The sequence below is a fragment of the Bradyrhizobium sp. in8p8 genome, assembly GCF_000426845.1.
In the GTDB taxonomy this organism is placed as follows: domain Bacteria; phylum Pseudomonadota; class Alphaproteobacteria; order Rhizobiales; family Xanthobacteraceae; genus Bradyrhizobium; species Bradyrhizobium japonicum_C.
Window position 1 is genome coordinate 77,313 of the sequence record NZ_AUGD01000006.1, and the last position, 21,078, is coordinate 98,390.

21 protein-coding genes are annotated in these 21,078 nt (G+C 64.3%); 5 read left to right on the forward strand and 16 right to left on the reverse strand.

Annotation, left to right across the window (positions count from 1 at the left end):
* Positions 1–20: 20 nt before the first annotated feature.
* The 4 genes from K408_RS0117015 to K408_RS0117030 are packed head-to-tail and all read left to right on the forward strand — an operon-like array spanning position 21 to position 3,697.
* Entirely contained in the window at positions 21–1,856 is a 1,836-nt protein-coding gene (locus K408_RS0117015) for a PQQ-dependent dehydrogenase, methanol/ethanol family (protein ID WP_024339934.1), read from the forward strand.
* Positions 1,840–2,673: a substrate-binding domain-containing protein gene (locus K408_RS0117020; RefSeq protein WP_024339933.1), complete on the forward strand. Its 834-nt coding sequence runs from the start codon at positions 1,840–1,842 to the stop codon at positions 2,671–2,673. The genes K408_RS0117015 and K408_RS0117020 overlap by 17 nt, the downstream gene beginning before the upstream one ends.
* Complete coding sequence (locus tag K408_RS0117025; RefSeq protein WP_024339932.1) at positions 2,673–3,308, forward strand: c-type cytochrome; 636 nt, start codon at positions 2,673–2,675, stop codon at positions 3,306–3,308. Before K408_RS0117020 ends, K408_RS0117025 begins: the two co-directional genes overlap by 1 nt.
* A gap of 35 nt (positions 3,309–3,343) precedes the next feature.
* Complete coding sequence (locus K408_RS0117030) at positions 3,344–3,697, forward strand: c-type cytochrome (protein WP_230646491.1); 354 nt, start codon at positions 3,344–3,346, stop codon at positions 3,695–3,697.
* Positions 3,698–3,823: 126 nt separating this feature from the next.
* Here the strand turns inward: K408_RS0117030 and K408_RS0117035 are convergent, their stop codons facing one another.
* The 7 genes from K408_RS0117035 to K408_RS0117065 all read right to left on the reverse strand — a co-directional run bounded on the left by K408_RS0117035 (position 3,824) and on the right by K408_RS0117065 (position 10,458).
* On the reverse strand, positions 3,824–4,759 hold the full coding sequence (locus tag K408_RS0117035) for a carbohydrate kinase family protein (RefSeq protein ID WP_024339930.1): 936 nt from the start codon (positions 4,757–4,759) through the stop codon (positions 3,824–3,826).
* A 127-nt stretch (positions 4,760–4,886) separates the two neighbouring features.
* Positions 4,887–6,806 carry a nitric oxide reductase activation protein NorD gene (locus tag K408_RS0117040; RefSeq protein ID WP_024339929.1) on the reverse strand — a complete coding sequence of 640 codons (1,920 nt, stop codon included), beginning with the start codon at positions 6,804–6,806 and terminating at the stop codon, positions 4,887–4,889.
* A 5-nt stretch (positions 6,807–6,811) separates the two neighbouring features.
* Positions 6,812–7,624: a CbbQ/NirQ/NorQ/GpvN family protein gene (locus K408_RS0117045; RefSeq protein WP_024339928.1), complete on the reverse strand. Its 813-nt coding sequence runs from the start codon at positions 7,622–7,624 to the stop codon at positions 6,812–6,814.
* Between the two features lie 62 nt (positions 7,625–7,686).
* Positions 7,687–9,033: a cbb3-type cytochrome c oxidase subunit I gene (locus tag K408_RS0117050; protein ID WP_024339927.1), complete on the reverse strand. Its 1,347-nt coding sequence runs from the start codon at positions 9,031–9,033 to the stop codon at positions 7,687–7,689.
* Between the two features lie 40 nt (positions 9,034–9,073).
* A complete protein-coding gene (locus K408_RS0117055) occupies positions 9,074–9,526 on the reverse strand; it encodes a c-type cytochrome (RefSeq protein WP_024339926.1) in 453 nt (150 codons plus the stop codon).
* A 93-nt stretch (positions 9,527–9,619) separates the two neighbouring features.
* The gene (locus tag K408_RS0117060; protein WP_024339925.1) at positions 9,620–9,880 is read right to left on the reverse strand and encodes a cytochrome C oxidase subunit IV family protein; all 261 of its coding nucleotides are present in this window, start codon (positions 9,878–9,880) and stop codon (positions 9,620–9,622) included.
* On the reverse strand, positions 9,880–10,458 hold the full coding sequence (locus K408_RS0117065) for a cytochrome c oxidase subunit 3 family protein (RefSeq protein ID WP_024339924.1): 579 nt from the start codon (positions 10,456–10,458) through the stop codon (positions 9,880–9,882). Before K408_RS0117065 ends, K408_RS0117060 begins: the two co-directional genes overlap by 1 nt.
* A 173-nt stretch (positions 10,459–10,631) precedes the next feature.
* On the opposite strand from K408_RS0117065, the gene K408_RS42760 reads away from it, so the two are divergent.
* Positions 10,632–10,787 carry a hypothetical protein gene (locus tag K408_RS42760; RefSeq protein ID WP_091892367.1) on the forward strand — a complete coding sequence of 52 codons (156 nt, stop codon included), beginning with the start codon at positions 10,632–10,634 and terminating at the stop codon, positions 10,785–10,787.
* Between the two features lie 62 nt (positions 10,788–10,849).
* Here the strand turns inward: K408_RS42760 and mmsB are convergent, their stop codons facing one another.
* The 9 genes from mmsB to K408_RS0117115 all read right to left on the reverse strand — a co-directional run bounded on the left by mmsB (position 10,850) and on the right by K408_RS0117115 (position 21,076).
* Positions 10,850–12,040: a multiple monosaccharide ABC transporter permease gene (mmsB, locus tag K408_RS0117075; RefSeq protein WP_024339923.1), complete on the reverse strand. Its 1,191-nt coding sequence runs from the start codon at positions 12,038–12,040 to the stop codon at positions 10,850–10,852.
* Complete coding sequence (gene mmsA, locus K408_RS0117080; protein ID WP_024339922.1) at positions 12,037–13,614, reverse strand: multiple monosaccharide ABC transporter ATP-binding protein; 1,578 nt, start codon at positions 13,612–13,614, stop codon at positions 12,037–12,039. Before mmsA ends, mmsB begins: the two co-directional genes overlap by 4 nt.
* A gap of 149 nt (positions 13,615–13,763) precedes the next feature.
* Positions 13,764–14,834 (reverse strand): multiple monosaccharide ABC transporter substrate-binding protein, encoded by a 1,071-nt coding sequence (gene chvE, locus K408_RS0117085; RefSeq protein ID WP_024339921.1) that lies wholly within the window; start codon positions 14,832–14,834, stop codon positions 13,764–13,766.
* Between the two features lie 72 nt (positions 14,835–14,906).
* Positions 14,907–15,785, reverse strand: a complete 879-nt coding sequence (locus K408_RS0117090) for an SMP-30/gluconolactonase/LRE family protein (RefSeq protein WP_024339920.1) — start codon at positions 15,783–15,785, stop codon at positions 14,907–14,909.
* Positions 15,782–16,858, reverse strand: coding sequence for an aldose epimerase family protein (locus K408_RS0117095; RefSeq protein ID WP_024339919.1), 1,077 nt, complete (start codon positions 16,856–16,858; stop codon positions 15,782–15,784). Before K408_RS0117095 ends, K408_RS0117090 begins: the two co-directional genes overlap by 4 nt.
* Before the next feature lie 2 nt (positions 16,859–16,860).
* Complete coding sequence (locus tag K408_RS0117100) at positions 16,861–17,787, reverse strand: Gfo/Idh/MocA family protein (RefSeq protein ID WP_024339918.1); 927 nt, start codon at positions 17,785–17,787, stop codon at positions 16,861–16,863.
* Positions 17,784–18,560 (reverse strand): FadR/GntR family transcriptional regulator, encoded by a 777-nt coding sequence (locus K408_RS0117105; protein ID WP_024339917.1) that lies wholly within the window; start codon positions 18,558–18,560, stop codon positions 17,784–17,786. The genes K408_RS0117100 and K408_RS0117105 overlap by 4 nt, the downstream gene beginning before the upstream one ends.
* A gap of 257 nt (positions 18,561–18,817) precedes the next feature.
* A complete protein-coding gene (locus tag K408_RS0117110) occupies positions 18,818–19,990 on the reverse strand; it encodes a fumarylacetoacetate hydrolase family protein (RefSeq protein WP_024339916.1) in 1,173 nt (390 codons plus the stop codon).
* Between the two features lie 108 nt (positions 19,991–20,098).
* Complete coding sequence (locus K408_RS0117115) at positions 20,099–21,076, reverse strand: HEAT repeat domain-containing protein (protein ID WP_024339915.1); 978 nt, start codon at positions 21,074–21,076, stop codon at positions 20,099–20,101.
* Positions 21,077–21,078 lie beyond the last annotated feature (2 nt).

The following is a 21,078-nucleotide window of genomic DNA, read 5'->3' on the forward strand; positions in this document are numbered from 1 at the left end:
CGCCGTGGAGATCTTCACATATGCTAGTGCGTGTTCTCGCGCGATTGCTGAGCGTGCCTTGCGCCCTCGTTGCGTTGCTGTCCTCCGCTTTGGCACAGAGCGATCTGGCGAGCCGCATGAAGGACCCCAGCCAATGGCCGATGGCGGCACGCGACTACGCGAACACCCGGTACAGTGAACTCGACCAGATCAACACGACCAACGTGGCGCGCTTGCAGCTGGCTTGGACTTTCTCGCTCGGCGCCGATCGCGGCCAGGAGGCGGCACCGCTCGTGGTGGACGGCACGATGTATGTGGTCGGTCCCTATGCAGGCCCCTATCCCAACCGCGTGTTTGCGCTGGATGCGACAACAGGCGAACTCAAATGGTCCTATGCGCCGAAGCCGGAGCCCGCCGCTGCCGGCGTTGCCTGCTGCGACGTAGTCAATAGAGGGCTCGCCTTCGACGACGGCAAAGTCTTCCTCAATACGCTCGATAACCACACCGTGGCGATCGATGCCAAGACCGGCAAGGAGCTTTGGCACACCAAGCTCGGCGAAATCAACAAGGGCGAGACGATCACGATGGCGCCCGTCGTCGTGAAAGGGAAGGTTCTGGTCGGCAACAGCGGCGGCGAGCTGGGCGTGCGCGGCTGGATCACCGCGCTCGACGAGAACACCGGTGCCATCGTCTGGCGCGCCTACTCCACCGGGCCCGACAAGGACGTGCTGATCGGAGACGACTTCAAGCCATTCTATGAGCATCTCAAGGGCGCCGATCTCGGGGTAAAGACCTGGCCTGCCGATCGCTGGCAGGTCGGTGGCGGCACGGTCTGGGGATGGATCTCCTATGATCCTGACCTGAACCTGATCTATTACGGCACCGCCAATCCGAGCCCATGGAATGCCAACCAGCGCAGCGGGGACAATCTCTGGAGCGCATCCATCTTCGCCAGGGACCCCGACACCGGTCGTGCGAAGTGGGGCTATCAGTTCATCCCGCACGATCTGTTCGACCATGATGAGGTCAACGAGAACGTGCTGGTTGACCTCGAGCTCAATGGCCAGCCGCGCAAGGTGCTGATTCATCCCGGTCGCAACGGCTACATGTACGTCATGGACCGCGCCACCGGCGAAGTCATCTCGGCTGACGCCTATGAGTTCGTCAACGTCTACAACGGTGTCGATCTCAAGACCGGCAAGATCATCCCGAACGAGGAAAAGACGCCGCTGGTCGGCAAGACAGTCGAGAACATCTGCCCTGCCGCCCCGGGTGCGAAGGACTGGCAGCCGAGCGCATGGTCGCCGCGCACGAAACTGCTCTACGTGCCGCATCAGCATCTCTGCATGAACTTCAAGGCCTCGCAGGTCGGCTACATCGCGGGCACGCCCTATATCGGCGCGGACGTCGACATGTATGCCGGACCCGGCGGCCATCGCGGCGAGTTCATGGCGTGGGACCCTGTCGCGCGCAAGAAGGTCTGGGAGATCAAGGAGAAACTGCCGGTCTGGAGCGGAGCGCTGGTGACCGCCGGCGACGTCGCGTTCTATGGCACCATGGATCGCCTGTTCAAGGCGGTGGATGCCAAGGATGGGCGTGTGCTCTGGCAATTCCGCGCCGGCTCCGGCTTCGTAGGCCAGCCGGTTTCCTACCGCGGCTCCGATGGACAACAGTATATCGCGATCCTGTCGGGCGTCGGCGGCTGGCCCGGCGTCGTCGCCAACGCCGAGGTGGATCAACGTGTGCGCAACGGCGCACTCGGCTTCACCGGCGCGACGCAGGACTTGCCGTTCTATACCGCCGGCGGCAGCGAACTGCTCGTGTTCAGGCTGGGCGGCGCAACTGGCGAGGATCCAAGTCGTGCGCCCGCGAAATAGCGCTATCGCCCTTGCATTCCTGCTCGCCCTCACGGCCACGCCAGCGGCCGCATCGGATGGCGACCTTCGCGTCTGCGCCGATCCGAACAATCTGCCGTTCTCGAACAGCGCGGGGGCGGGCTTCGAGAACAGGCTCGCCGCGATGATCGCCGAGCATCTCGGCCAGAAGGTCGCCTACACCTGGTGGGCTCAGCGTCGCGGCTTCATCCGCAACACACTGAAGGCCGGGAGGTGCGACGTCGTGATGGGTGTGCCTGCGGGTTATGATCTGGTGGAAACGACGAGGCCCTATTACCGCTCGACCTACGTCTTCGTCACCCGGCAAGACCGACAGCTCGATCTGTCGTCGCTGCTCGACCCGCGGCTGCATGATCTGGCAATCGGCGTGCATCTGATCGGAGACGACGGCAGCAATCCGCCGCCGGCGCAGGCGCTCGGCGAGCAGGGCATCGTCGACAATGTCCACGGCTATTCGATCTACGGCGACTACAGGGAAGCTAATCCGCCGGCGCGCCTGATCGAGGCAGTCGAGAGCGGCAAGATCGATGTCGCCGCCGCCTGGGGGCCGATGGGCGGCTATTTCGCGAAAAGCTCGCCCGTGCCGCTCACGGTCGCGCCGATTCAGGACTACGAGGGCTTCGCACCCCAGCAATTCCAGTTCGCCATCGCCATGGGCGTTCGCAAGGGCGACCACGCCTTGCGCGACCGGCTGAACGCGTTCATCGACGCGCATCGATCCGAAATTGCGTCACTGCTGCGAAGTTTTGGCGTGCCGCTTGTCGAGCAGCCGGTCACCGCATCCGGAGGACATAAGTGATGTCAGCTCAAGCGCTGCGCGCGAGCGCCATATCCCTGCTGCTGGCGGTCGCGCTGCATGGTCCCGCACTTGCCCAGCAGACCCTGCCGCAATCGCAGGAGGCACAAATGCCGACGCTGGCGCCACGGCCGAACTTCGGCGGCAGCGTCGGTAACGGCAGTCCCGGCGTCTTCATGCAGGTTCCGGTCAGTCACCTGCATCCGGGCGCGCGGCCCGATCCGCCTCAGATCAAGAACCCCATGCAGGGCGATCCCAACGCGGAGCAACGCGGGATGACCTACTACATCAATTTCAACTGCGTCGGCTGCCACGCACCCAATGGCGGTGGCGGCATGGGACCCGCGTTGAGCAACAACACCTTCATCTACGGCTCGCAGCCCGAGAACATCTTTCTCTCGATCTACCAGGGCCGGCCAAACGGAATGCCGGCCTGGGGCGGCGTGCTGCCAGACAGCGTGATCTGGGATCTCGTCACCTATATCGGCAGGATCAGCAACGAGCCGAACCGTCAATGGGGCCGCACGTTCTCGGCGAACCCGTTGTCACCTGAAGTCGAACAGGTGCCGACCGAGCAGGTCTCGACCACCGATCCCTGGTCCGCCACCAAGGCTTTCAACTTCGGCAAGAAACCCTGATCGGAGGCCGAATGGGAGACAGATGTGCGGCGCGCTTGCTGATCTCGGTGCTGGGACTGGCGGTCATCGGCGCTGGCGAAGCAGCGGCGGCGGGCCCTGACAATTTCAGCGGCGACGCACGCCGCGGTGCCGATCTGGTCAAGACCTACCGTTGCGGCGGCTGCCATGACATCCCCGGCGTCGCGGGCGCCAATGGTAACGTCGGCCCGCCGCTGCATCGGATCGGCACGCGGACCTACATTGCCGGCTACATCCAGAACTCGCCGGACAATATGGCGGCCTGGATCGAAGATCCGCAGAAGGCGCTGCCGGGCAATGCGATGCCGAAAATGGGCATTCCGCAAAAGGACGCGCGCGACATCGCGGCGTTTCTCTATACGCTGAAATGACCGTCCTGCCCCAATGTAAGCCATTGAAATGATTGCGCCTGGCTACTGTGCATGGGGTTGTTTTCAGATGTGGGCTGACCTCTCCCGCCAGCGGAGGGGGCAGAGTCGCATCAGAGGCGCGGCCTTCTAGAGCGTCCAGCCGAGCTCGTGCAGCCAGGGCGGATCGGCGCCCGCACGCGTGCAGGTCAGGCCGGCGCATTGGGCGGCAAAAGAGAGCGCGCGGTGCAGCTCGTCCGCACCGATGTCCTTCATTCGCAGCCGGGTGAGATGCCCCTGCTTGTAGAGAGCAAAGAGCAAGGCAGCTTGAAAGCTGTCGCCCGCGCCGATGGTGTCGGCCACCTCGACCTTCGGCGCGGAGACTTCGATCTGCCCCACCTTTGCGTGCCACGCGACGGCGCCGGTCTCGCCGCGGGTGATCACGACAAGGCTTGCGCCCTGCCCGAGCAGCACGTTCGCCCGCAGCTCATACGACTCCTCACCGAAGAGATAGGCGAAGTCGGCGTCCGACATCTTGATGAGATCGGCGCGTGCCGCGAACTCGGACATACGCGCGCGATAGGCCGGCTCGTCCTTGACGAGGTTCGGTCGGCAGTTCGGATCGAAGGCGATCGTCGAGGACGCACGCGCATCCTCGATCAGCGCTGTCGTCTCCGCCGCGCCTTGGTCATTGACCAGGGTCGTGGAGCCGACATGGACGGCTTCGACCTTGCTGAACGCGATCGAGCCGCGCCGATAGGTCCAGTTCCGCGTCGCGGTTCCGGCATCGTAAAAGGCGTACTGCGAGTCGCCCGCGACGGTGCGGACGAAAGCGAGCGTGGTCTGGTCGTCGCTGCGGGTGACGAGACCGAGATCGACGTTGGAGGCGGCGGCGTGATCTGCGATCATCCGTCCGAACAGGTCGGTCGAGATGCCGCCGACGAAGCCCGTCGGCGCGCCGAGCCGCGCCAAGCCGATCGCGACGTTGAGGCAGGAGCCGCCGACTGCCGGCAGCGCCGCCTCACATCCGTCCGGGGTCCGCGTCGGCAGAAAATCGATCAACGCATCGCCGCAGGCAATCAGCATCCCATTCAAGGTCCGGCTCTCATTCTCGCTTGCGGTTGCTCCACCACCGTCGAGGCGAACCTATCAGCAAGTATCGTCGCCATCCACCAGCACGACGATGCCTCATTCGCACTGGCTCAGCTTCGCATCAATGCGCCACCTGCCGGTAGATCGCCGGCAGCGCCGCGGGCAATCGCTTTATGTTGCCGACGATGGCGTAACCGCTGCGGCCAAACAGCGTCGGAAAGTAGGATTGTGCCGCCGCGTCGATCGTCACACCGAACACCGCGATCCCGAGCCGGCGCGCCTCCTGCACCGACTTGCGGGTGTCTTCGAGTGCAAACCGGCCTTCGTAATGATCGACATCGTTCGGCTTGCCGTCGGTGAGGACGAGCAGCAGCCTCTTGCGTTGCGGCTGGTGCGCGAGCTCGGCCGCGGCGTGGCGCACCGCGGCCCCGATCCGTGTATAGTAGCCGGGCTTGAGTGCGCCGATGCGGCGCTCCACCGTTCCGCCCATCGGCTCGCCGAAGGCCTTGACCGTTACGACCCGCACCCAGGAGCGCCGGCGCGAGGTGAAGGTCAGGATGCTGTGGTGATCGCCGCAGGCCGAGAGCCCGTGGGCGAGCACCAGCAGCGCCTCCTTCTCGACGTCGAGCACGCGGTAGCCGTCGACCCAGGCGTCTGTCGACAACGAGACATCGACAAGGAGCGTGACAGCGAGATCGTGCCCTTGCGGGCGCATGGCAACATGGATGCGATCGAGACCGCTGCCGCCGCTGCCGGCACGGAGGTCGCACCGCGCACGTACCAGCGCATCGAGATCGAGGTCGTGTCCGTCGGCCTGCGCCCGCATCAGTTCGTGACGGGGCCGCAACATCTCGAAGCGGCGGCGCACCTGGCGGACGTGCCGGCGCATGGAATCGTCGGGGACCCAGCTCTCTCCGGTTTCGGAGGCCGCGCCGGCGAGCACGCGGCAATGATCCGGCAGATAGGAGCCGCTGCGGTAGTCCCATTCGGGATAGGTGAAGTCCGCACTCAGCGGTGAGGCATCAAGGGCCTCGGGGGGCAGGTCGAGATCGAATTTGAACCGGCTCGCCGGCTTGCCGGTACGTCGGCTGAGCGTGATCTCCTCGAGATCGTCGGCCGCTTTCTGCGCATCCTCATCCTCGCTGTCGTCAGCGGGACGATCGACATTGACCATCTCCGCCATTGCGAGGATCTTCTCGAAGCGGTTGAGCACGAACGGATCGCGGCGGTTGGCATTGTCCTCGCGCTCGCGAGTCGCGAAGCGCTTGCGATCGTCCTGGCCGGCGGGCTCCGCACCATCGGCACATTCATCCTCGCCCGCATGGGTAGGCGATAGTTCACGCGTCCAGCAATCGCCCCAGAGCGGGCACGGCAGGATCGAGCGATAGCCCGGCGGCGCCTTGTCCGGCAACGGCTCCATCCCCATCATGGCCGGCCACAACTTGCCCGCTGGCCCCTTGCTCGCACCGAGCAGGGCCAGGACGACCAGCTCGATGTCCTGCTCGGTGCGCGGCAGAGGTCGGCGAGGCCGGGCCTCGGCGGTGGCGGCGGCGAGCCGCGCGTAGTCGGCGGCGAGCCCTGGAAATTGCGTGAGCACGAAGACCGTCGTCGCGCTCGCCCGGCGCAAAACCAGAAGATCCCGCCGCAGCGGATCGGTTTCCATGATGGTCTCGATTGGAGCCACCGCGAACCAGGCCGCAAGCCAGCGATAGAGCGCTGCGTTCAAGGCCCGGTCCGGAAAGAGCGCGATGCGATCGGGCAGGAAGATGGTCGCGGCGTCGCGGCCCGGCTGCTCTAGTCGCTCGTCCCCGAGGCCGATGCGCTGTCGCCAGCCGAGACGATGGCCTGCCCTGCGTGCGCCGGCGCTCGCGATCTGCACGCCCGTCTCGCCGCCGAGCGCGCGGAACATCACCGCGAGCCGGCTCTTCATCCCCGCGAGCGCGACGGCGTGATCGTCGTGAACCGGATAGCTCCCGGTGCCGCCGACCATCCGGTGCCAGGCGCGGCCGACCGTCTCCTCCAGTTCGAGGAAGTCGAGCATGGGCCTCACCCGATCATGGCGCGCGCGACGTCGAGCAGCGCCGCCTTCACGTCGGCATCGTCGGTCAGGGGCTCGATCATGCCGGCGAGCACGGCGTCGGCGATCGGCGTACCGGCGGCAATCAGCGTCGCGCAATAGACGACCAGCCGGGTGGAGACGCCCTCCTCCAGATCGTGGCCCTTCAGCGCGCGCAGCCGGCCAGCCAACCCGACCAGCGGCCGCACGCGCTCTGGCGCCAGTCCGCTTTCGGACGACACGACGGCGATCTCCTGATCGGCCGGCAGGAAACCGAATTCGATGGCGACGAAGCGCTGCCGTGTGGACGGCTTCAGCGCCTTCAGCAGCGTCTGGTAACCGGGATTGTAGGATACGACAAGCATGAAGCTGTTGGGAGCCACCAGCTCCTCGCCGGTGCGCTCGAGCGGCAGGATGCGGCGATCGTCGGTCAAGGGATGCAGCACGACGGTCACGTCCTTGCGCGCTTCCACGACCTCATCGAGATAACAGATGCCGCCCCCACGCACTGCGCGCGTCAGCGGACCATCCGTCCATACCGTGTCACCGCCCCGCAGCAGATAGCGGCCGGTGAGATCGGCCGCGGTGAGATCGTCGTGGCAGGCGACGGTGTGCAGCGGCAATCCGAGCCGCGCCGCCATATGGGCGACGAAGCGCGTCTTGCCGCAGCCGGTCGGGCCCTTCAAGAGGACCGGCAGCTGATTTCGCCAGGCGTGCTCGAACAACGCGCATTCGTTGCCGGTTGCGACATAGGCCGGCAGCTCGGGTTCGGACGCCGCCACGGCGAGGAGTGCTGCGTTCATGATCTTTCTCCGGAGTTCACTTTGAGAAGGCGGTCGCGACAAACCGCGACCGCCATTTTTGCTTACTCAGCCGGCTGCAACGCGCCGGTAATGACCGGCTGCTTGACGCGACCCGGGACCAGCACGGCCCAGACGAACATCAGAGCCGAGATCGCCACGAACACGCCTGAGCCGAGCCGGACCCAGTAGAACATCGCGAGCTGATCCTGCACGTCCATGTAGCCCTGCCCGAGCACGCGCTGGAGATGGACCTGGACCACGCCGGCGAAGGTCAATGCGAAGGTCATCACCATCATGGCCGTGCACATGATCCAGAAGCTCGCCATGGAGAGCCATTGATTGTAGGGCGCGCGTCCTTTGATCTGCGGGATCGCGTAAGCCATCACCGCCAGGTTCAGCATTACATAGGCGCCGAAGAAGGCGAGATGACCGTGCGCGGCGGTGACCTGAGTGCCGTGGGTGTAATAGTTCACGGAAGACAGCGTATGCAGGAAACCCCAGACGCCGGCGCCCAGGAACGCCATCACCGAGCAGCCGACCGACCACAACAGAGCTGCGCGGTTCGGATGCTTGCGGCCGGCCTTCCAGGTCATCTGCACCGTGAAGATCACCATGGTGAAGAACGGCGCTACCTCGAGCGTGGAGAACAGCGATCCGATCCACTGCCAGTAGCCGGGCGCGCCGATCCAGTAGAAGTGGTGACCGGTACCGAGAATGCCCGAGAACAGCGCAAGGCCGATGATGACGTAGAGCCACTTCTCGACCACTTCGCGGTCTATGCCGTTGAGCTTGATCATGAGGTACGCCAGCACGGAGGCCATGATCAGCTCCCAGACGCCTTCGACCCAGAGATGGACAACGTACCACCAGTACATCTTGTCGACCGCCAGATTGATCGGATTGTAGAAGGCGAAGAGGAAGAAGATCGCAACGCCCCACAGGCCGAACAAGAGGATGTTCGTGACTGTGGTCTTCCGACCCTTGAGTGCCGTCATCGTCACGTTGAAAAGGAACATCAGGCAGACGACCACGATGCCGACCTTGATGATGAATGGCTGTTCGAGGAACTCGCGGCCCTCATGATAGTGGAAGAGATAGCCGACCACGGCGACGCCGGCTGCGCCGAAGAACATCCAGAACTGAACCTTCGCCAGCAGCGGACTGTACAGCTCGGTCTCGGTCTCCTCGGGAAGCAGGAAGTAGGTGGCGCCCATGAAGCCGATCAACGACCAGACGATCAGCGCATTGGTATGGATCATCCTGACGACGTTGAAAGGCAGGAGGGTCGATAGCGTGTTGGGCAGGACGTAGATCGTTCCGGCGACGAGGCCGAACAGGACCTGCGCGAGGAACAGGGTCAGCGCGCCGTAGAAGTACAGCATCGCGACTTTCTGGGTCTGGTATTTCATCTCAGGCTCTCTGTCTTGAGGGATTCGGGAGGCGATGCTCTCAACCGGCCTTGTTCGGCGGCCACTCCTGGCGCTTGATCGTAGAGGTCCATTGCAGGAAGTCGGCGAGATCGTTGAGTTCCTGGTCGGTGAGGTTGAACTGCGGCATCTGCCGCCGGCCGGGCGCACCCGAAGGCTGCGACTGCATCCAGGCCTTCAGCGTCTCGCGCGCGGCGGCCGGATCCTCGTTGCCGCCCCAGCGGTCCCAGACGTTACCGACTTCAGGCGCAAAGTAGGCACCTTCGCCGAGCAGGGTGTGGCAGTTGATGCAGGAGTTCTTCTCCCAGACGTGCTTGCCGCGGGCGACCGACGATGTCAGCGTGGCGGCGTCGGTGGAGGTCGTGGTCATGTAGTAGTGGCTGTGCGCCGTCAGCCCTATGAAAATGGCGAAGAAGAAGGCCGATCCGCCGTAGAAGACGTTTCGAGCGGCCGACTTGGTCAGGCGTTCAGCCATTGCCAATCCTTTCCGTTGATTCAAGCGAGATGCGATGCTGCGATTTATTGCCGACGGGGGCCGTTCGTTCTTTGTCAGGGCGCAATGAGCGCGTCAGATCAGGGCAACGACGGCGGATGCGAGCCAGGCAAACAGCACCACGATGACGACCCAGGCGCTGACGAGGCCTCGCCAAAGCGCCGGCGCGGCGCGAAGATCGAGAAAATCGAGCACGACGCGGCGGCCCTTGAGGGCCGCGAGCGTCAGCAACAGGGCATTGCCGAGCAATGGACGTGCGGCAAGTGACGAGAGCAGAATGGTCGCGAGGGCAAAGCCAATAAGCGCGATCCATGCGATGTCGAGACGATCCGGAATCACTGATGCACCAGATAGATGATCGGGAACATCACGATCCAGAGCAGATCGACCATGTGCCAAAAAGCGGTTCCGGTCTCAACGCCCGCAGCACCGGCGCTCCGGGAAACTACGGCGAGAATCACGATGCCGAGGCCGACATGCAGGAGATGGAATCCGGTGAGGAGGAAGTACAGCGTGAAAAACGGGCTCGTCTCCAAGCCGTTACCCAACGCGATCTCGCCGGAATATTCGAACAGCTTGATGGCTATGAAGAGCGCGCCGAGCGCCATGGCGACGAACATCCAGCCCCGCGCGGCTGGCCGGCGCCGCGCACGCGCGGCGGCCGTACCGCGGGCAGCGGCCCAGCCACTTGTCACCAGAACGACAGTGTTGATTCCGGCAAGATGCGTATCGAGAGTGGCCTGTCCGGCCGCGAAGACAGCCGGATGAAGCGCGCGAGCCACGACGAAAGCGCCAAGAAACAGGCCGAAAGCGGCGAGCTCGCTGAAGATCAGCACCCAGATCATGGGATCGCCAGGAAGATCTCCGAGGATTCCCCAGCCGGTTTCTTGCTGTTCGCAATCCGTCGCCGACATCTGCATTCCGCATCAAGGACGCCGAACGGATATCTCACCGGCGCGGTTCCAACTTTGTCGCCGCACAAATAGTGCAACCGGCCGGAGAAGCATTTGCGCCAGCGCAACGTCTCGTTTGCCGCACTTCCATAGGGTGGCGCATCCGGCGGTTCCGCAGAACAGGGAACGATAAGATGAGCGATGCACAAATCGGGCTGATGACCGCGACACCGATCATCATCGCGTTTGCCATCGCACTCCGGCGAATGGGCGTGCTTTCGACGGTGGCGACCGTTTCCGCAGTGAGCCTCTCCGTCGCGATCGCGGCGGTGCTGTTCACGACGCAGTAGCAGGTGCCGTTAGGTCAGCAGGGCCAAAGCGCGCCCACCGCTTCTCGCGAGACTACGTAGCGTCAGCGCCGCTGGTTATACACGTCGATACAGACCGCCCCCAGCAGCACCAGCCCCTTGATCACCTGCTGATAGTCGATGCCGATGCCGAGGATGGACATGCCGTTGTTCATCACGCCCATGATCATGGCGCCGACCACGGCACCGCCGACCCGTCCCACGCCGCCATAGGCCGAGGCGCCGCCGATGAAACAGGCGGCGATCACGTCGAGCTCGAAGCCGAGCCCCGCTTTGGGCGTCGCGGTATTGAGCCGCGCGGCGAAGACGAGCCCGGCGAGCGCGGCGAGCACGCCCATGTTGACGAAGGTCAGGAAGGTCAGCCGCTCGGTCTTGATGCCCGACAGGCTTGCCGCCTTGGCGTTGCCGCCGACCGCATAGATCTGCCGCCCAATGACCGTGCGGCGGGTGACGAAGCCGTAGAGCGCGATCAGTGCGGTCATGATCACCAGCACGTTGGGCAGGCCGCGGTGGGAGGCGATCAGATAGGTGAAATAGAGCACGGCACAGGCCAGCAGGATGCTTTTGCCGAGAAAGAATGCGTAGGGCTCGACCTCGATACCGTGCGACTGTTCGCGCGATCTGCCCTTCGCGCCGGCGTAGACGAGGCCGAGCGCGAGCACGGTGCCGATCAGCATGGAGGTCGGATGCAGCGTGCCGGCTTCGGGCAGCAGCTCCGGAATGAAGCCGGACGATAGTTTCTGAAAGGTCGGCGGAAACGGCCCCAGCGACTGCCCCTGCAGCACGGCAAGTGCAAGACCCTTGAACACCAGCATGCCCGCAAGCGTCACGATGAAGGACGGGATCTTGAAGTAGGCCACCCAATAGCCCTGCGCGGCGCCGATGGCGGCGCCAACTAGAAGGCAGGCGATGAAGGCGAGCGTGTAGTCGACCTTGTAGGTCACCATCAGCACCGCGGCCACCGCGCCGATGAAGCCCGCGACCGAGCCGACCGAGAGGTCGATATGGCCGGTGACGATGACCAGCAGCATACCGAGCGCCATGATGACGATGTAACTGTTCTGGAGCACCAGGTTGGTCAGATTGAGCGGCTGCAGCAGCGTGCCGCCGGTCACGACCTGGAAGAACAGCATGATCGCGATCAGCGACATCAGCATGCCGTAATTGCGCAGATTGTTCTTGATGAAGCTGCCGTGCCGGCGCTCCTCGGGCAGCGACACCGTCTTGTCGGTCATGGCTGCGATCCTCCCATCTCCGCGGCCGCGGGCGCGGCGTTCCCAGTACTTCGTTCGTTGCGCATGATGGCGCGCATGATCTTCTCCTGCGTCGCCTCGGCTCCCCTGAATTCTCCGACGAACGCGCCGTCGTTCATCACGCATATCCGGTCGCAGATGCCGAGCAGCTCGGGCATCTCCGAGGAGATCACGACGACGCCGCGGCCGGCTTCAGCCAGTTCATTGATGATACAATAGATCTCGTACTTGGCACCGACGTCGATGCCCCTCGTCGGCTCGTCCAGGATCAGGACCTTGGGATCGGTCATCAGCCATTTCGACAGCACCACCTTCTGCTGGTTCCCGCCGGAGAGCTGGCCGGTCTCCTGATAGACATCGGAGCAGCGGATCCGCATGCGGTTGCGGTAGTCGCTGGCGACCTTCAGCTCGGCAATGTCGTCGATCACCCGCCGCGGCGCGACCTGGTCGAGGCTCGCAAGCGTGATGTTCTTGCGCACGTCGTCGGCGAGGATCAAGCCGAGCTGCTTGCGGTCTTCGGTGACATAGGCGAGGCCGGCATCGATCGCGGCGGCGACGTTCGGCAACACCACCTCCCTGCCCTCAAGTCGCAGGCTTCCGCCGATACCGGTGCCCCAGGATCCGCCGAACAGGCTCATGGCGAACTCGGTGCGTCCTGCCCCCATCAAGCCGGCGAGGCCGACGACTTCGCCGCGCTTGACGTTGAAACTGACGTTCTTGATCACCTGCCGCTCGGGATGGATGGGGTGATAGACCGACCAGTTCGCGATCTCGAGCACGGCTTCGCCAATCTTCGCGCTGCGCTCCGGGAAGCGGTGCGCAAGATCGCGGTTGACCATGCTACGGATGATGCGGTCTTCCTGAATCGGTTCGACATGGCAATCGATGCTGTCGACGGTGCGGCCGTCACGCAGCACCGTGATGTGGTCGGCGACCTTGGCGACCTCATTGAGCTTGTGCGAGATCAGGATCGACCCGATGCCTTGCTCGCGGAAGGCCATCAGGCGCTCGAGCAGCGCGGCGCTGTCGGCTTCGTTGAGGCTGGCGGTCGGCTCGTCCAGGATGAGCAAGCGCACCCGCTTGGAGAGGGCCTTTGCGATCTCGACCAATTGCTGCTTGCCGACGCCAAGATCGGTGATCAGGGTATTCGGCGATTCCTTCAGGCCGACCTGCGCCAGCAGCTCCCGCGTGCGTCGATACACCTCGTCGCGATCGATCACGCCGAGCCTGGACGGCGGATGCGACAGGAAGATGTTCTCCGCGATCGACATCAGCGGGATCAGCGCCAACTCCTGGTGGATGATGATGATTCCGAGCGCCTCGGAATCGTTGATGTCGCGGAAGCGTCGCTCCTCGCCCTCGAAAACGATGGTGCCCTCGTAGCTGCCGTGCGGATAAACCCCGCTCAGCACCTTCATGAGCGTCGACTTGCCGGCGCCGTTCTCGCCGACGAGGGCGTGAATCTGCCCGGCGCGGACCGAGAAGTTGACGTCGCGCAGCGCCTGCACGCCGGCAAAGCTCTTGCTGACGTTGCGCATCTCCAGCATGGCGGTCATTGGATCATGTTCCTGGAAACCTTCGTCATTCGCTCCGGCGTCATTCCGGGGCAATGCGGAGCATCGAACCCGGAATCTCGAGGTTCTCAGGTGCGCAAGAGCGCACCATGGTTCACGCCTCGCGTGCCCTGAACGACGGCACCAGAGGTCTACTGGAATTGCGACTTCTTGTAGTAGCCGCTGTCGACCAGCACTTGCTCCCAATTGTCCTTGTAGACCACGACCGGCTTGAGCAGATACGACGGCACGGTCTTGACGCCGTTCTCGTAGGTCTTGGTGTCGTTGACGGTGACCTCCTTGCCGCCGAGTGCAGCGTCGACCATGTCGGCGGTCACCTTGGCGAGGTCGCGGGTATCCTTGAAGATGGTGGAATACTGATCGCCCCGCAGCATCGCCTTGATCGAGGGCACCTCGGCGTCCTGGCCCGAGATGATCGGCATCGGCTGGTCGGCGCTGCCATAGCCGACACCCTTCAGCGACGAGATGATGCCGATCGAGATGCCGTCATAGGGCGACAGCACGGCATTGATCTTCTTGTTGCCGTAGTAGGCGCTGAGCAGATTGTCCATGCGGGCCTGCGCCGTGGCGCCGTCCCAGCGCAACGTCGCAACCTTGTCCATGCCCATCTGGCCGGAGACGACGACGAGCTTGCCGCTGTCGATATAGGGCTTCAGCACGCTCATCGCGCCGTTGTAGAAGAAGTACGCGTTGTTGTCGTCGGGAGAACCGCCGAACAGCTCGATGTTGAACGGACCCTTGCCTTCCTTGAGACCAAGGCCCTTCTCGATCGACTGCGCCTGGAGCACGCCGACCTGGAAATTGTCGAACGTCGCGTAATAGTCGACGCTCGGCGTGCCGCGGATCAGGCGGTCATAGGCGATCACCGTGATGCCTTTCGCCTTCGCCTGCTTGAGCACGTCGGACAACGTGGTGCCGTCGATCGCGGCGATGACCAGCGCCTTGGCACCCTTGGTCACCATGTTCTCGACTTGCGAGAGCTGGTTCGGAATGTCGTCCTCGGCATATTGCAGGTCAGTATTGTAGCCGCGCTCCTTCAGCACCTTGACCATGTTGTTGCCGTCGTCGATCCAGCGCGCCGAAGATTTTGTCGGCATGGCGATCCCGACGGTCGCCTTCTGGGCGGAGGCGGAGACGCCCGCGACCATTGTCGCAGCGCCGGCCAGCGCCAACGCGAGGAACGTGGTCTTCATTGTCAGCATGTTTCACTCCCTTGGGTATCAGACTGCTTCTTTGTTTCGTCGAGAACGTGGTCGCGCGCTGCCTCTGGTCTCCTATGCGAGCTTGACGTCGGGCTCGGCGCGGCCACGCGCGGATGCCTCCAACAGAAACGTGCAGCCGGCTTGCGGATCGGCGGCGCGGGCGGCCGCGTCCATATCCTGCCAGGCCGACGTGACGAGGAGGCGCGACAGATCGGCGCCGACGAAGGCGGGACAGCTCGCCTGCCTTGCCGGCACGCTCAACGAGCGCAGACGCTCGCCTTGCGGAGAATAGACATCGATCCGGCTCGCGCCCCAGCAGGCGTTCCATATCTGCCCGTCGGCATCGCACACCGAGCCGTCGAGCCCGCCGACGCCGCTGTGGCGCAACAGCACTTCCGGCTCGCCGCGCGGAAGGCCGGTCGCGGGATTGAGCGGCACGGCATAGAGCACCGCGCGCGGGGTGTCGGTGAAATAGCCGGTGGCGCCGTCCGGCGAGAAGCAGATGGAGTTGGGAATGCTGATGCCGTCGAACAGCGTCGAGATCTTGCCGCGATGGAGCGCGTAGATCGCGCCCGCCTTCGGCTCGGCATTCTTGCCCATGGTGCCGATCCAAAACGTGCCGGATTGGTGCACGCGGCAATCGTTCGAGCGCGTCGCCGGATTGTCCGCTTCGAGCGGGAGAAACAGCGTCATCGCACCATCGACGGGCTTGCGAATGTAAAGACCATCCTCGGCGACGATCAATTGCCGCTCGGCATCGATGCGTCCGAGCGCGCTCGCCATCCGGCCGAGTTCGTGAACGCGGATACTGCCGCCGAGCCGCGCCTCGAACAGCAGCCCTTCACGAATATCGAACCACCAGGCGGTGTCGGTGGAGGCGTCGTAGGTCGGGCCTTCGCCGAGGTGGCAGGGATGGTCCGAGAGGACAGTCGTGGGCACCTGCTCAGTCATGGCGACCTCGCTGAAAAACGATAGACCGTGTGATGGCGATAGACTTCGCCGGGATCGAGCCGCGGGCTCGGGAAGTCCGGCCGGTTCGGCGCGTCCGGCCAGATGTGAGGCTCCAGGCAGATGGCGTCCGATTGACGGATGAGCTTGCCGCCCTTCCCTGAAATCGTACCGTCGAGATAATTGCCGGAATAGACCTGAAGCCCGGGCTGATTGGTGAGCAGCTCCATGATCCGTCCCGAGCGCGGCGCCTCGAGCCGGGCCGCAAGCGCGAGCTCGCCGTTGCGCTTCAAGCAGTAGGTGTGGTCGTAGCCCCTGCCGCTTCGCAGCTGCTGATCGCTCTCGCGGATACGCTCGCCAACCGGCCGCGGCTCGCGGAAGTCGAAAGGCGTGCCGGCTACCGGGCGTGGCGGCTCCGGCAACGGAATGGCGGTGGGATCGATGGCGAGGAAATGCCCGGCAGCAACCGTCAAACTATGATCGAGGACGGATGTACCTGACGTCGCGCCCTCAAGGTTGAAGAAGCTGTGGTTGGTCAGGTTGACGATGGTGGGCCGGTCGGTTCGCGCCTCCATGATCAGCGACAGCTCGGCCGGGCCCGTGACCCGATAGGTCAGGCGCACATCGAGCTGGCCGGGATAGTTCTCCTCGCCATGGGGGCTGACATGGGAGAGCGTTATCGCGGGTCGTGGGCCCTCGTCGATGTCCGCGATCTCCCAGAGCTTGCGGTCGAAGCCATCGAGGCCGCCGTGCAGCGCATTGGGGCCGTTGTTGACCGCAAGCTGAATCGTCTCGCCGTCCAAGCAAAACTCCCCCTTGGCAATGCGGTTGGCGTAACGACCGACGGTGGCACCGAGGAACTTGCGTTCGGCGAGATAGCCGGCAAACGCGTCATGGCCGAGTACGACGTCGTCGTATCCGCCTTTGGCGTCCGGCGCGATCAGCGCCTGTAGCACGGCGCCATAGGTAATGATCCGCGCCTCGAAGCCGCCTGCCCCGCGCAACACGATGCGCCGGACCTTGCGGCCATCCGGCAGCGTCCCGAATACGTCGTTCGTGACTCTCGACGCGGCCATGCTCAATCCACAAACGGTTCGACGATCGTGCGCCTGCCCAGCATGAATGCGTCGGCGACGAGACGCAGCGGGATCAGATCGACGTCACTGGCGCCGGACGCCGCGAGTTCGACGAAGCGCCGGTAAAGTCCGCGATATTCCTCGTCCGGCGCTTCGGCGAGCACCTCGCCGTCAACGGCCATGCGCGCGCCACCGCTGGACAGAGTCATCCGGCCCTGATCGGTTTCGACGACAATATCCCAGCTCTGCGGCCCGGTCTGGCGGAAATCGAACTCGGCGGTCACAGGCAGACCACTGATATCCGCCAGGGTCAGGTTCGCCGCGATCGGCGCCTGGCAATTGGCTGGAAAGGCCAGCTCGGCTGCGGTGACGAACACAGGCTTCGGCAGAATCCTGGTCAGGACCGACAGGGCGTTGATGCCGGGATCGAATACGCCGAGGCCGCCGGGTTCCCAGATCCAGCGCTGCCCGGGATGCCAGACCCGCACGTCTTCCTTCCAGCTGATGTGCACGGATTTGATCCGGCGCGCCTTCAGCCATTGCCGCGCCGGCTCGACAGCCGGGGCATGGCGCGAATGCCAAGTCGCAAACAGCGTGCACTTCGCCTCCGCCGCCATCGCGATCAGCGGATCGAGTTCGACAAGGGTCGCCCCGGGGGGTTTCTCCAACATGAGATGCTTGCCGGCGGCGAGTGCGGCTGCGGCCTGGGTCCGCCGCACCTGCGGCGGCGTGCAGAGCGAGATCGCATCGATCGGCGGCCCCTGCTCCAGCAATTCCTCGATCGTTGCGAAATGCGGCAATTCCGGCAGCGAAGCGTTGCGGCTGGCGACCGCGGTCAGCGTCGCGCCGGAAACCGCGGCGATGGCGTCGACATGCTGATCGCGCGCGATCTTGCCGAACCCGACAATGGCGATGCGAAGCTCGGTCACGATCGTCCTCCAGGTTCCCCCGATGGCAGCACCTCGGCCGGCACCGTCTCGGTCGCGGCACCGTCGTGGCGATGCATGCCGTTGTGAATGACGAAAACCATCGCTTCGGAGGCCGCGTCCGCGTCGCCCGCGGCAATGGCGTCGACGATCTTCTGATGCCAGAGCAGCACGGTGTCGCGATCCTTCGGCTCGACCGGGGCACTGAGCAGAAACGAGGCGCGAAGCGCGGCTTCAATGACATGCCCGATCGAGCGCATGAAGAGATTGCCGGAGGCGCGGGCCACGGCCACATGAAGTGCGAGATCGGCATCGGCAAAGCCCGCTGAATCGGAGGCTTCACGCCGCATGCGCTCCATGCTGCGCCGGAGCTCGGTCATATCGTCCTCCGACCGCCGCGCCGCCGCGAGCATGGCCGCGCGCGGCTCGACGGCGAGGCGGATCTCCGCGAGGTCGTTGAGGAAGCGCTTGTCGATGCCGGCGTCGAGGTGCCAGGCCAGCACGTCGGCATCGAACATGTTCCAGGCGCCGCGCTCGCGCACGACGGTGCCAACCCGCGCCTTGGTGGTGAGCAGCCCCTTGGCGACCAGCGTCTTCACGCTCTCCCGCAGGACCGGCCGCGACACACCGAACATCGCGATCATCTCGGCATCGCCGGGCAGGCGGGTCCCCTCCGCGTAGCGGCCGGCGATGATGTCGACGCCGATCGAGCGAGCCACCTCGGCATGGTTGGAGTGAGCCCGTCGCGTCGGGATGACGACGATGCGCGAGGTCATGAAGCGCCTTCTCCCCGAATCTTGGCCAGCGCCCATTTTGGTAACAAAGCACCGACGGTCGCCCATTCCGGGCGCTCGGATCGCACTATTCCATAGGAATTGCGGCCTTACTAGTCATATTATTTGACTATACCGTTGGCATGCCGGCTGGGCCGCAGGCTGACGACACCCTCTGCGTGAATTGTACACCAAAACAACTTTAGCGTGAAAACCAAGCCGCGCTCTCTCGTCGGACCTCGGACGGCCAGCACAAAGAGCTATATGAGCTTTCGCTGCGCCAGGTTCTTCATCAGCGCGCCGATGCCGAACGTCCAGGGCTCACACTCGTCGCTCGTGCGCATGCGGTTGACGAGCTTGCCAAGTTGGGGCGCCGAGATCGTGACGATGTCGTCGCGCTTATGGGTGAACCCCTGCCCCGGCGCATCGCGATCCTTCACCGGCGCGAACATCGTGCCGAGGAACAACACGAAGCCATCAGGATATTGGTGCACCTTTCCGATCGTCTGCTCCACGAGATCGGTCGGATCGCGGCTGATCTTGCTGATCGACGAGTGGCCGTCGAGGACGAAGCCGTCGGTGCCCTTCACATTCAGGCTGATGTCCAGCTTGCGCGCATCGTCGAGTGAAAAGCTGTCGTCGAACAGGCGCAGCAACGGGCCGATCGAGCAGGACGCGTTGTTGTCCTTGGCCTTCGACAGCAGCAGCGCCGAACGGCCCTCGAAGTCGCGCAGGTTCACGTCATTGCCCAGCGCGCCGCCGACGATCTTGCCCCGGCTCGAGACGAACAGAACGAGCTCGGGTTCAGGATTGTTCCAAGTCGATTTCGGATGCAGGCCGGCATCCATTCCGGTGCCGACCGACGACATGGTCGGCGCCTTCGTGAAGACCTCGGCATCGGGGCCGATGCCGACTTCGAGATATTGGCTCCAGGCGTTCTGATCGATCAGTACCTGCTTCAGGTGCATCGCCTGGTCCGACCCCGGCTTGAGCTTGGAGAGATCGTCGCCGATCAGCCGGGTGACTTCTTTGCGGATCGCCTCGGCCGACGCCGGGTTGCCCTTGGCGCGCTCCTCGATGACGCGCTCCAGCATCGAGATGGCGAAAGTGACGCCGGCGGCTTTCAGCGTCTGGAGGTCGACTGGCGCGAGCAGCCACGGCTTGCTGGAGTCGCGGCCGTCGGGAGGGGTATTGGCAACGATGGCTTCAAGATCGCCGATACGTTCGCCCTTGACTGCCGCCAGCGCCTTGGCCGGATTGTCTTCCTCGCAGAGCGCGCTGACCGTCGGAAACTTCGCCGTGACGTCGAACACGCCATCTCCGCGCACGGCGACGACGGCGGGACCGTTGACCTGCGGCAGCCAGACGCGGCCAACCAGCGTCCCCTTCGTTCCGTCCTCGGGGAGTAGGTCTTTCACCATCAAAGTCGTCATGGCCGCGTCCTCGCTGTTCTCAGATCGGCCATTTTTCGGCGGTCGATCCCGTTGGCGAAGACAAATAAACGTCTGGCAGGGGAAGTCCAGACCAGCCGCGAAGAACCGCTATGCCCCTGCCCGCGCCTTGCGGGCCGCGGTCTGCTGCAGCGCCCAACGTGCATTCTTGCGCACATCAGGATCCGGATCATCGGCAATGACGGCCAGGAACGCTTCCCCATCGGGATGGGCTATCTCGCCGAGTGCGGCGGCCGCCTCCTTGCGCAGGTTCGCCTGTTCGTGGTTGACGGAATTGCCGATCGGGCGCACCGCACGCTCGACCTTCATCTTGCCGAGACTGCGGATCGCCTTCAATCGTACCTGCCAGAACTCGTCGCCGAGCGAGCCGATGAGTTGATCCGCGGCCAGCGAGCCGTTGGCGTTGAGGCCCAGCGTCTCCGCGGCCATTTCGCGCACCATCCAGTCCGAGTCCTTCAGCGCGCGCGTGATCGTCTCCGCCGCGGGCTTCATGTGCGAGAACGCCAACGCGCTGACCGCCGCGCGGCGGACATGGGCATCGGGATCGTTGATCAGCGCGGTCAGCGCCGGGATCGATTCTTCGAGCTTGAGGAACCCGATCACGCCGATCGCCTGCACGCGCACGGCGGCATCGGAATCCTGGAGTGCTTCCAGCGCCGGCTTCAATGTGTCCTTGCAGCGCAATTCCTTCAAAGCACGCAGCGCGCCCATGCGAACGAAGGCGTGGGCGTGCTTGACCAGGGGCAGGATGATCTCGGCGCAGGCAGGATCCTTGAACTCGGCCATGCTGTCAGCCGCAGCCGCTGCGACGATCCTCTCAGGATCGACCAGCAACTTCACCAGCGCCGCCGCAGCCTCCGGTCCATCGAACTCGCCGAGCGCCATCGCGACCTGCTGGCGCACGCCGGCATCGGGGTCAGACACCATGTTGGCGAGATGCGCGACGGCCGCAGGATCGCCGGAATGGCCGAGCGCGATGATGGCGACGCGGCGCTCGGCGGGATCGGCGGCCTGCAGCCGCTCGTCGGCGTCTTCGAGATCGTCATAGGATTCGAACGGGCTCGACATCA

Bases quoted from the DNA above. Each gene is read 5' to 3' on its own strand.
- K408_RS0117015 (WP_024339934.1), top strand. From the start codon at position 21: ATGCTAGTGCGTGTTCTCGCGCGATTGCTGAGCGTGCCTTGCGCCCTC.
- K408_RS0117025 (WP_024339932.1), top strand. From the start codon at position 2,673: ATGTCAGCTCAAGCGCTGCGCGCGAGCGCCATATCCCTGCTGCTGGCG.
- K408_RS0117035 (WP_024339930.1), bottom strand. From the start codon at position 4,759: ATGCTGATTGCCTGCGGCGATGCGTTGATCGATTTTCTGCCGACGCGG.
- K408_RS0117040 (WP_024339929.1), bottom strand. From the start codon at position 6,806: ATGCTCGACTTCCTCGAACTGGAGGAGACGGTCGGCCGCGCCTGGCAC.
- K408_RS0117045 (WP_024339928.1), bottom strand. From the start codon at position 7,624: ATGAACGCAGCACTCCTCGCCGTGGCGGCGTCCGAACCCGAGCTGCCG.
- K408_RS0117050 (WP_024339927.1), bottom strand. From the start codon at position 9,033: ATGAAATACCAGACCCAGAAAGTCGCGATGCTGTACTTCTACGGCGCG.
- K408_RS0117055 (WP_024339926.1), bottom strand. From the start codon at position 9,526: ATGGCTGAACGCCTGACCAAGTCGGCCGCTCGAAACGTCTTCTACGGC.
- K408_RS0117065 (WP_024339924.1), bottom strand. From the start codon at position 10,458: ATGTCGGCGACGGATTGCGAACAGCAAGAAACCGGCTGGGGAATCCTC.
- K408_RS42760 (WP_091892367.1), top strand. From the start codon at position 10,632: ATGAGCGATGCACAAATCGGGCTGATGACCGCGACACCGATCATCATC.
- mmsB (WP_024339923.1), bottom strand. From the start codon at position 12,040: ATGACCGACAAGACGGTGTCGCTGCCCGAGGAGCGCCGGCACGGCAGC.
- mmsA (WP_024339922.1), bottom strand. From the start codon at position 13,614: ATGACCGCCATGCTGGAGATGCGCAACGTCAGCAAGAGCTTTGCCGGC.
- chvE (WP_024339921.1), bottom strand. From the start codon at position 14,834: ATGCTGACAATGAAGACCACGTTCCTCGCGTTGGCGCTGGCCGGCGCT.
- K408_RS0117090 (WP_024339920.1), bottom strand. From the start codon at position 15,785: ATGACTGAGCAGGTGCCCACGACTGTCCTCTCGGACCATCCCTGCCAC.
- K408_RS0117095 (WP_024339919.1), bottom strand. From the start codon at position 16,858: ATGGCCGCGTCGAGAGTCACGAACGACGTATTCGGGACGCTGCCGGAT.
- K408_RS0117105 (WP_024339917.1), bottom strand. From the start codon at position 18,560: ATGACCTCGCGCATCGTCGTCATCCCGACGCGACGGGCTCACTCCAAC.
- K408_RS0117110 (WP_024339916.1), bottom strand. From the start codon at position 19,990: ATGACGACTTTGATGGTGAAAGACCTACTCCCCGAGGACGGAACGAAG.
- K408_RS0117115 (WP_024339915.1), bottom strand. From the start codon at position 21,076: ATGTCGAGCCCGTTCGAATCCTATGACGATCTCGAAGACGCCGACGAG.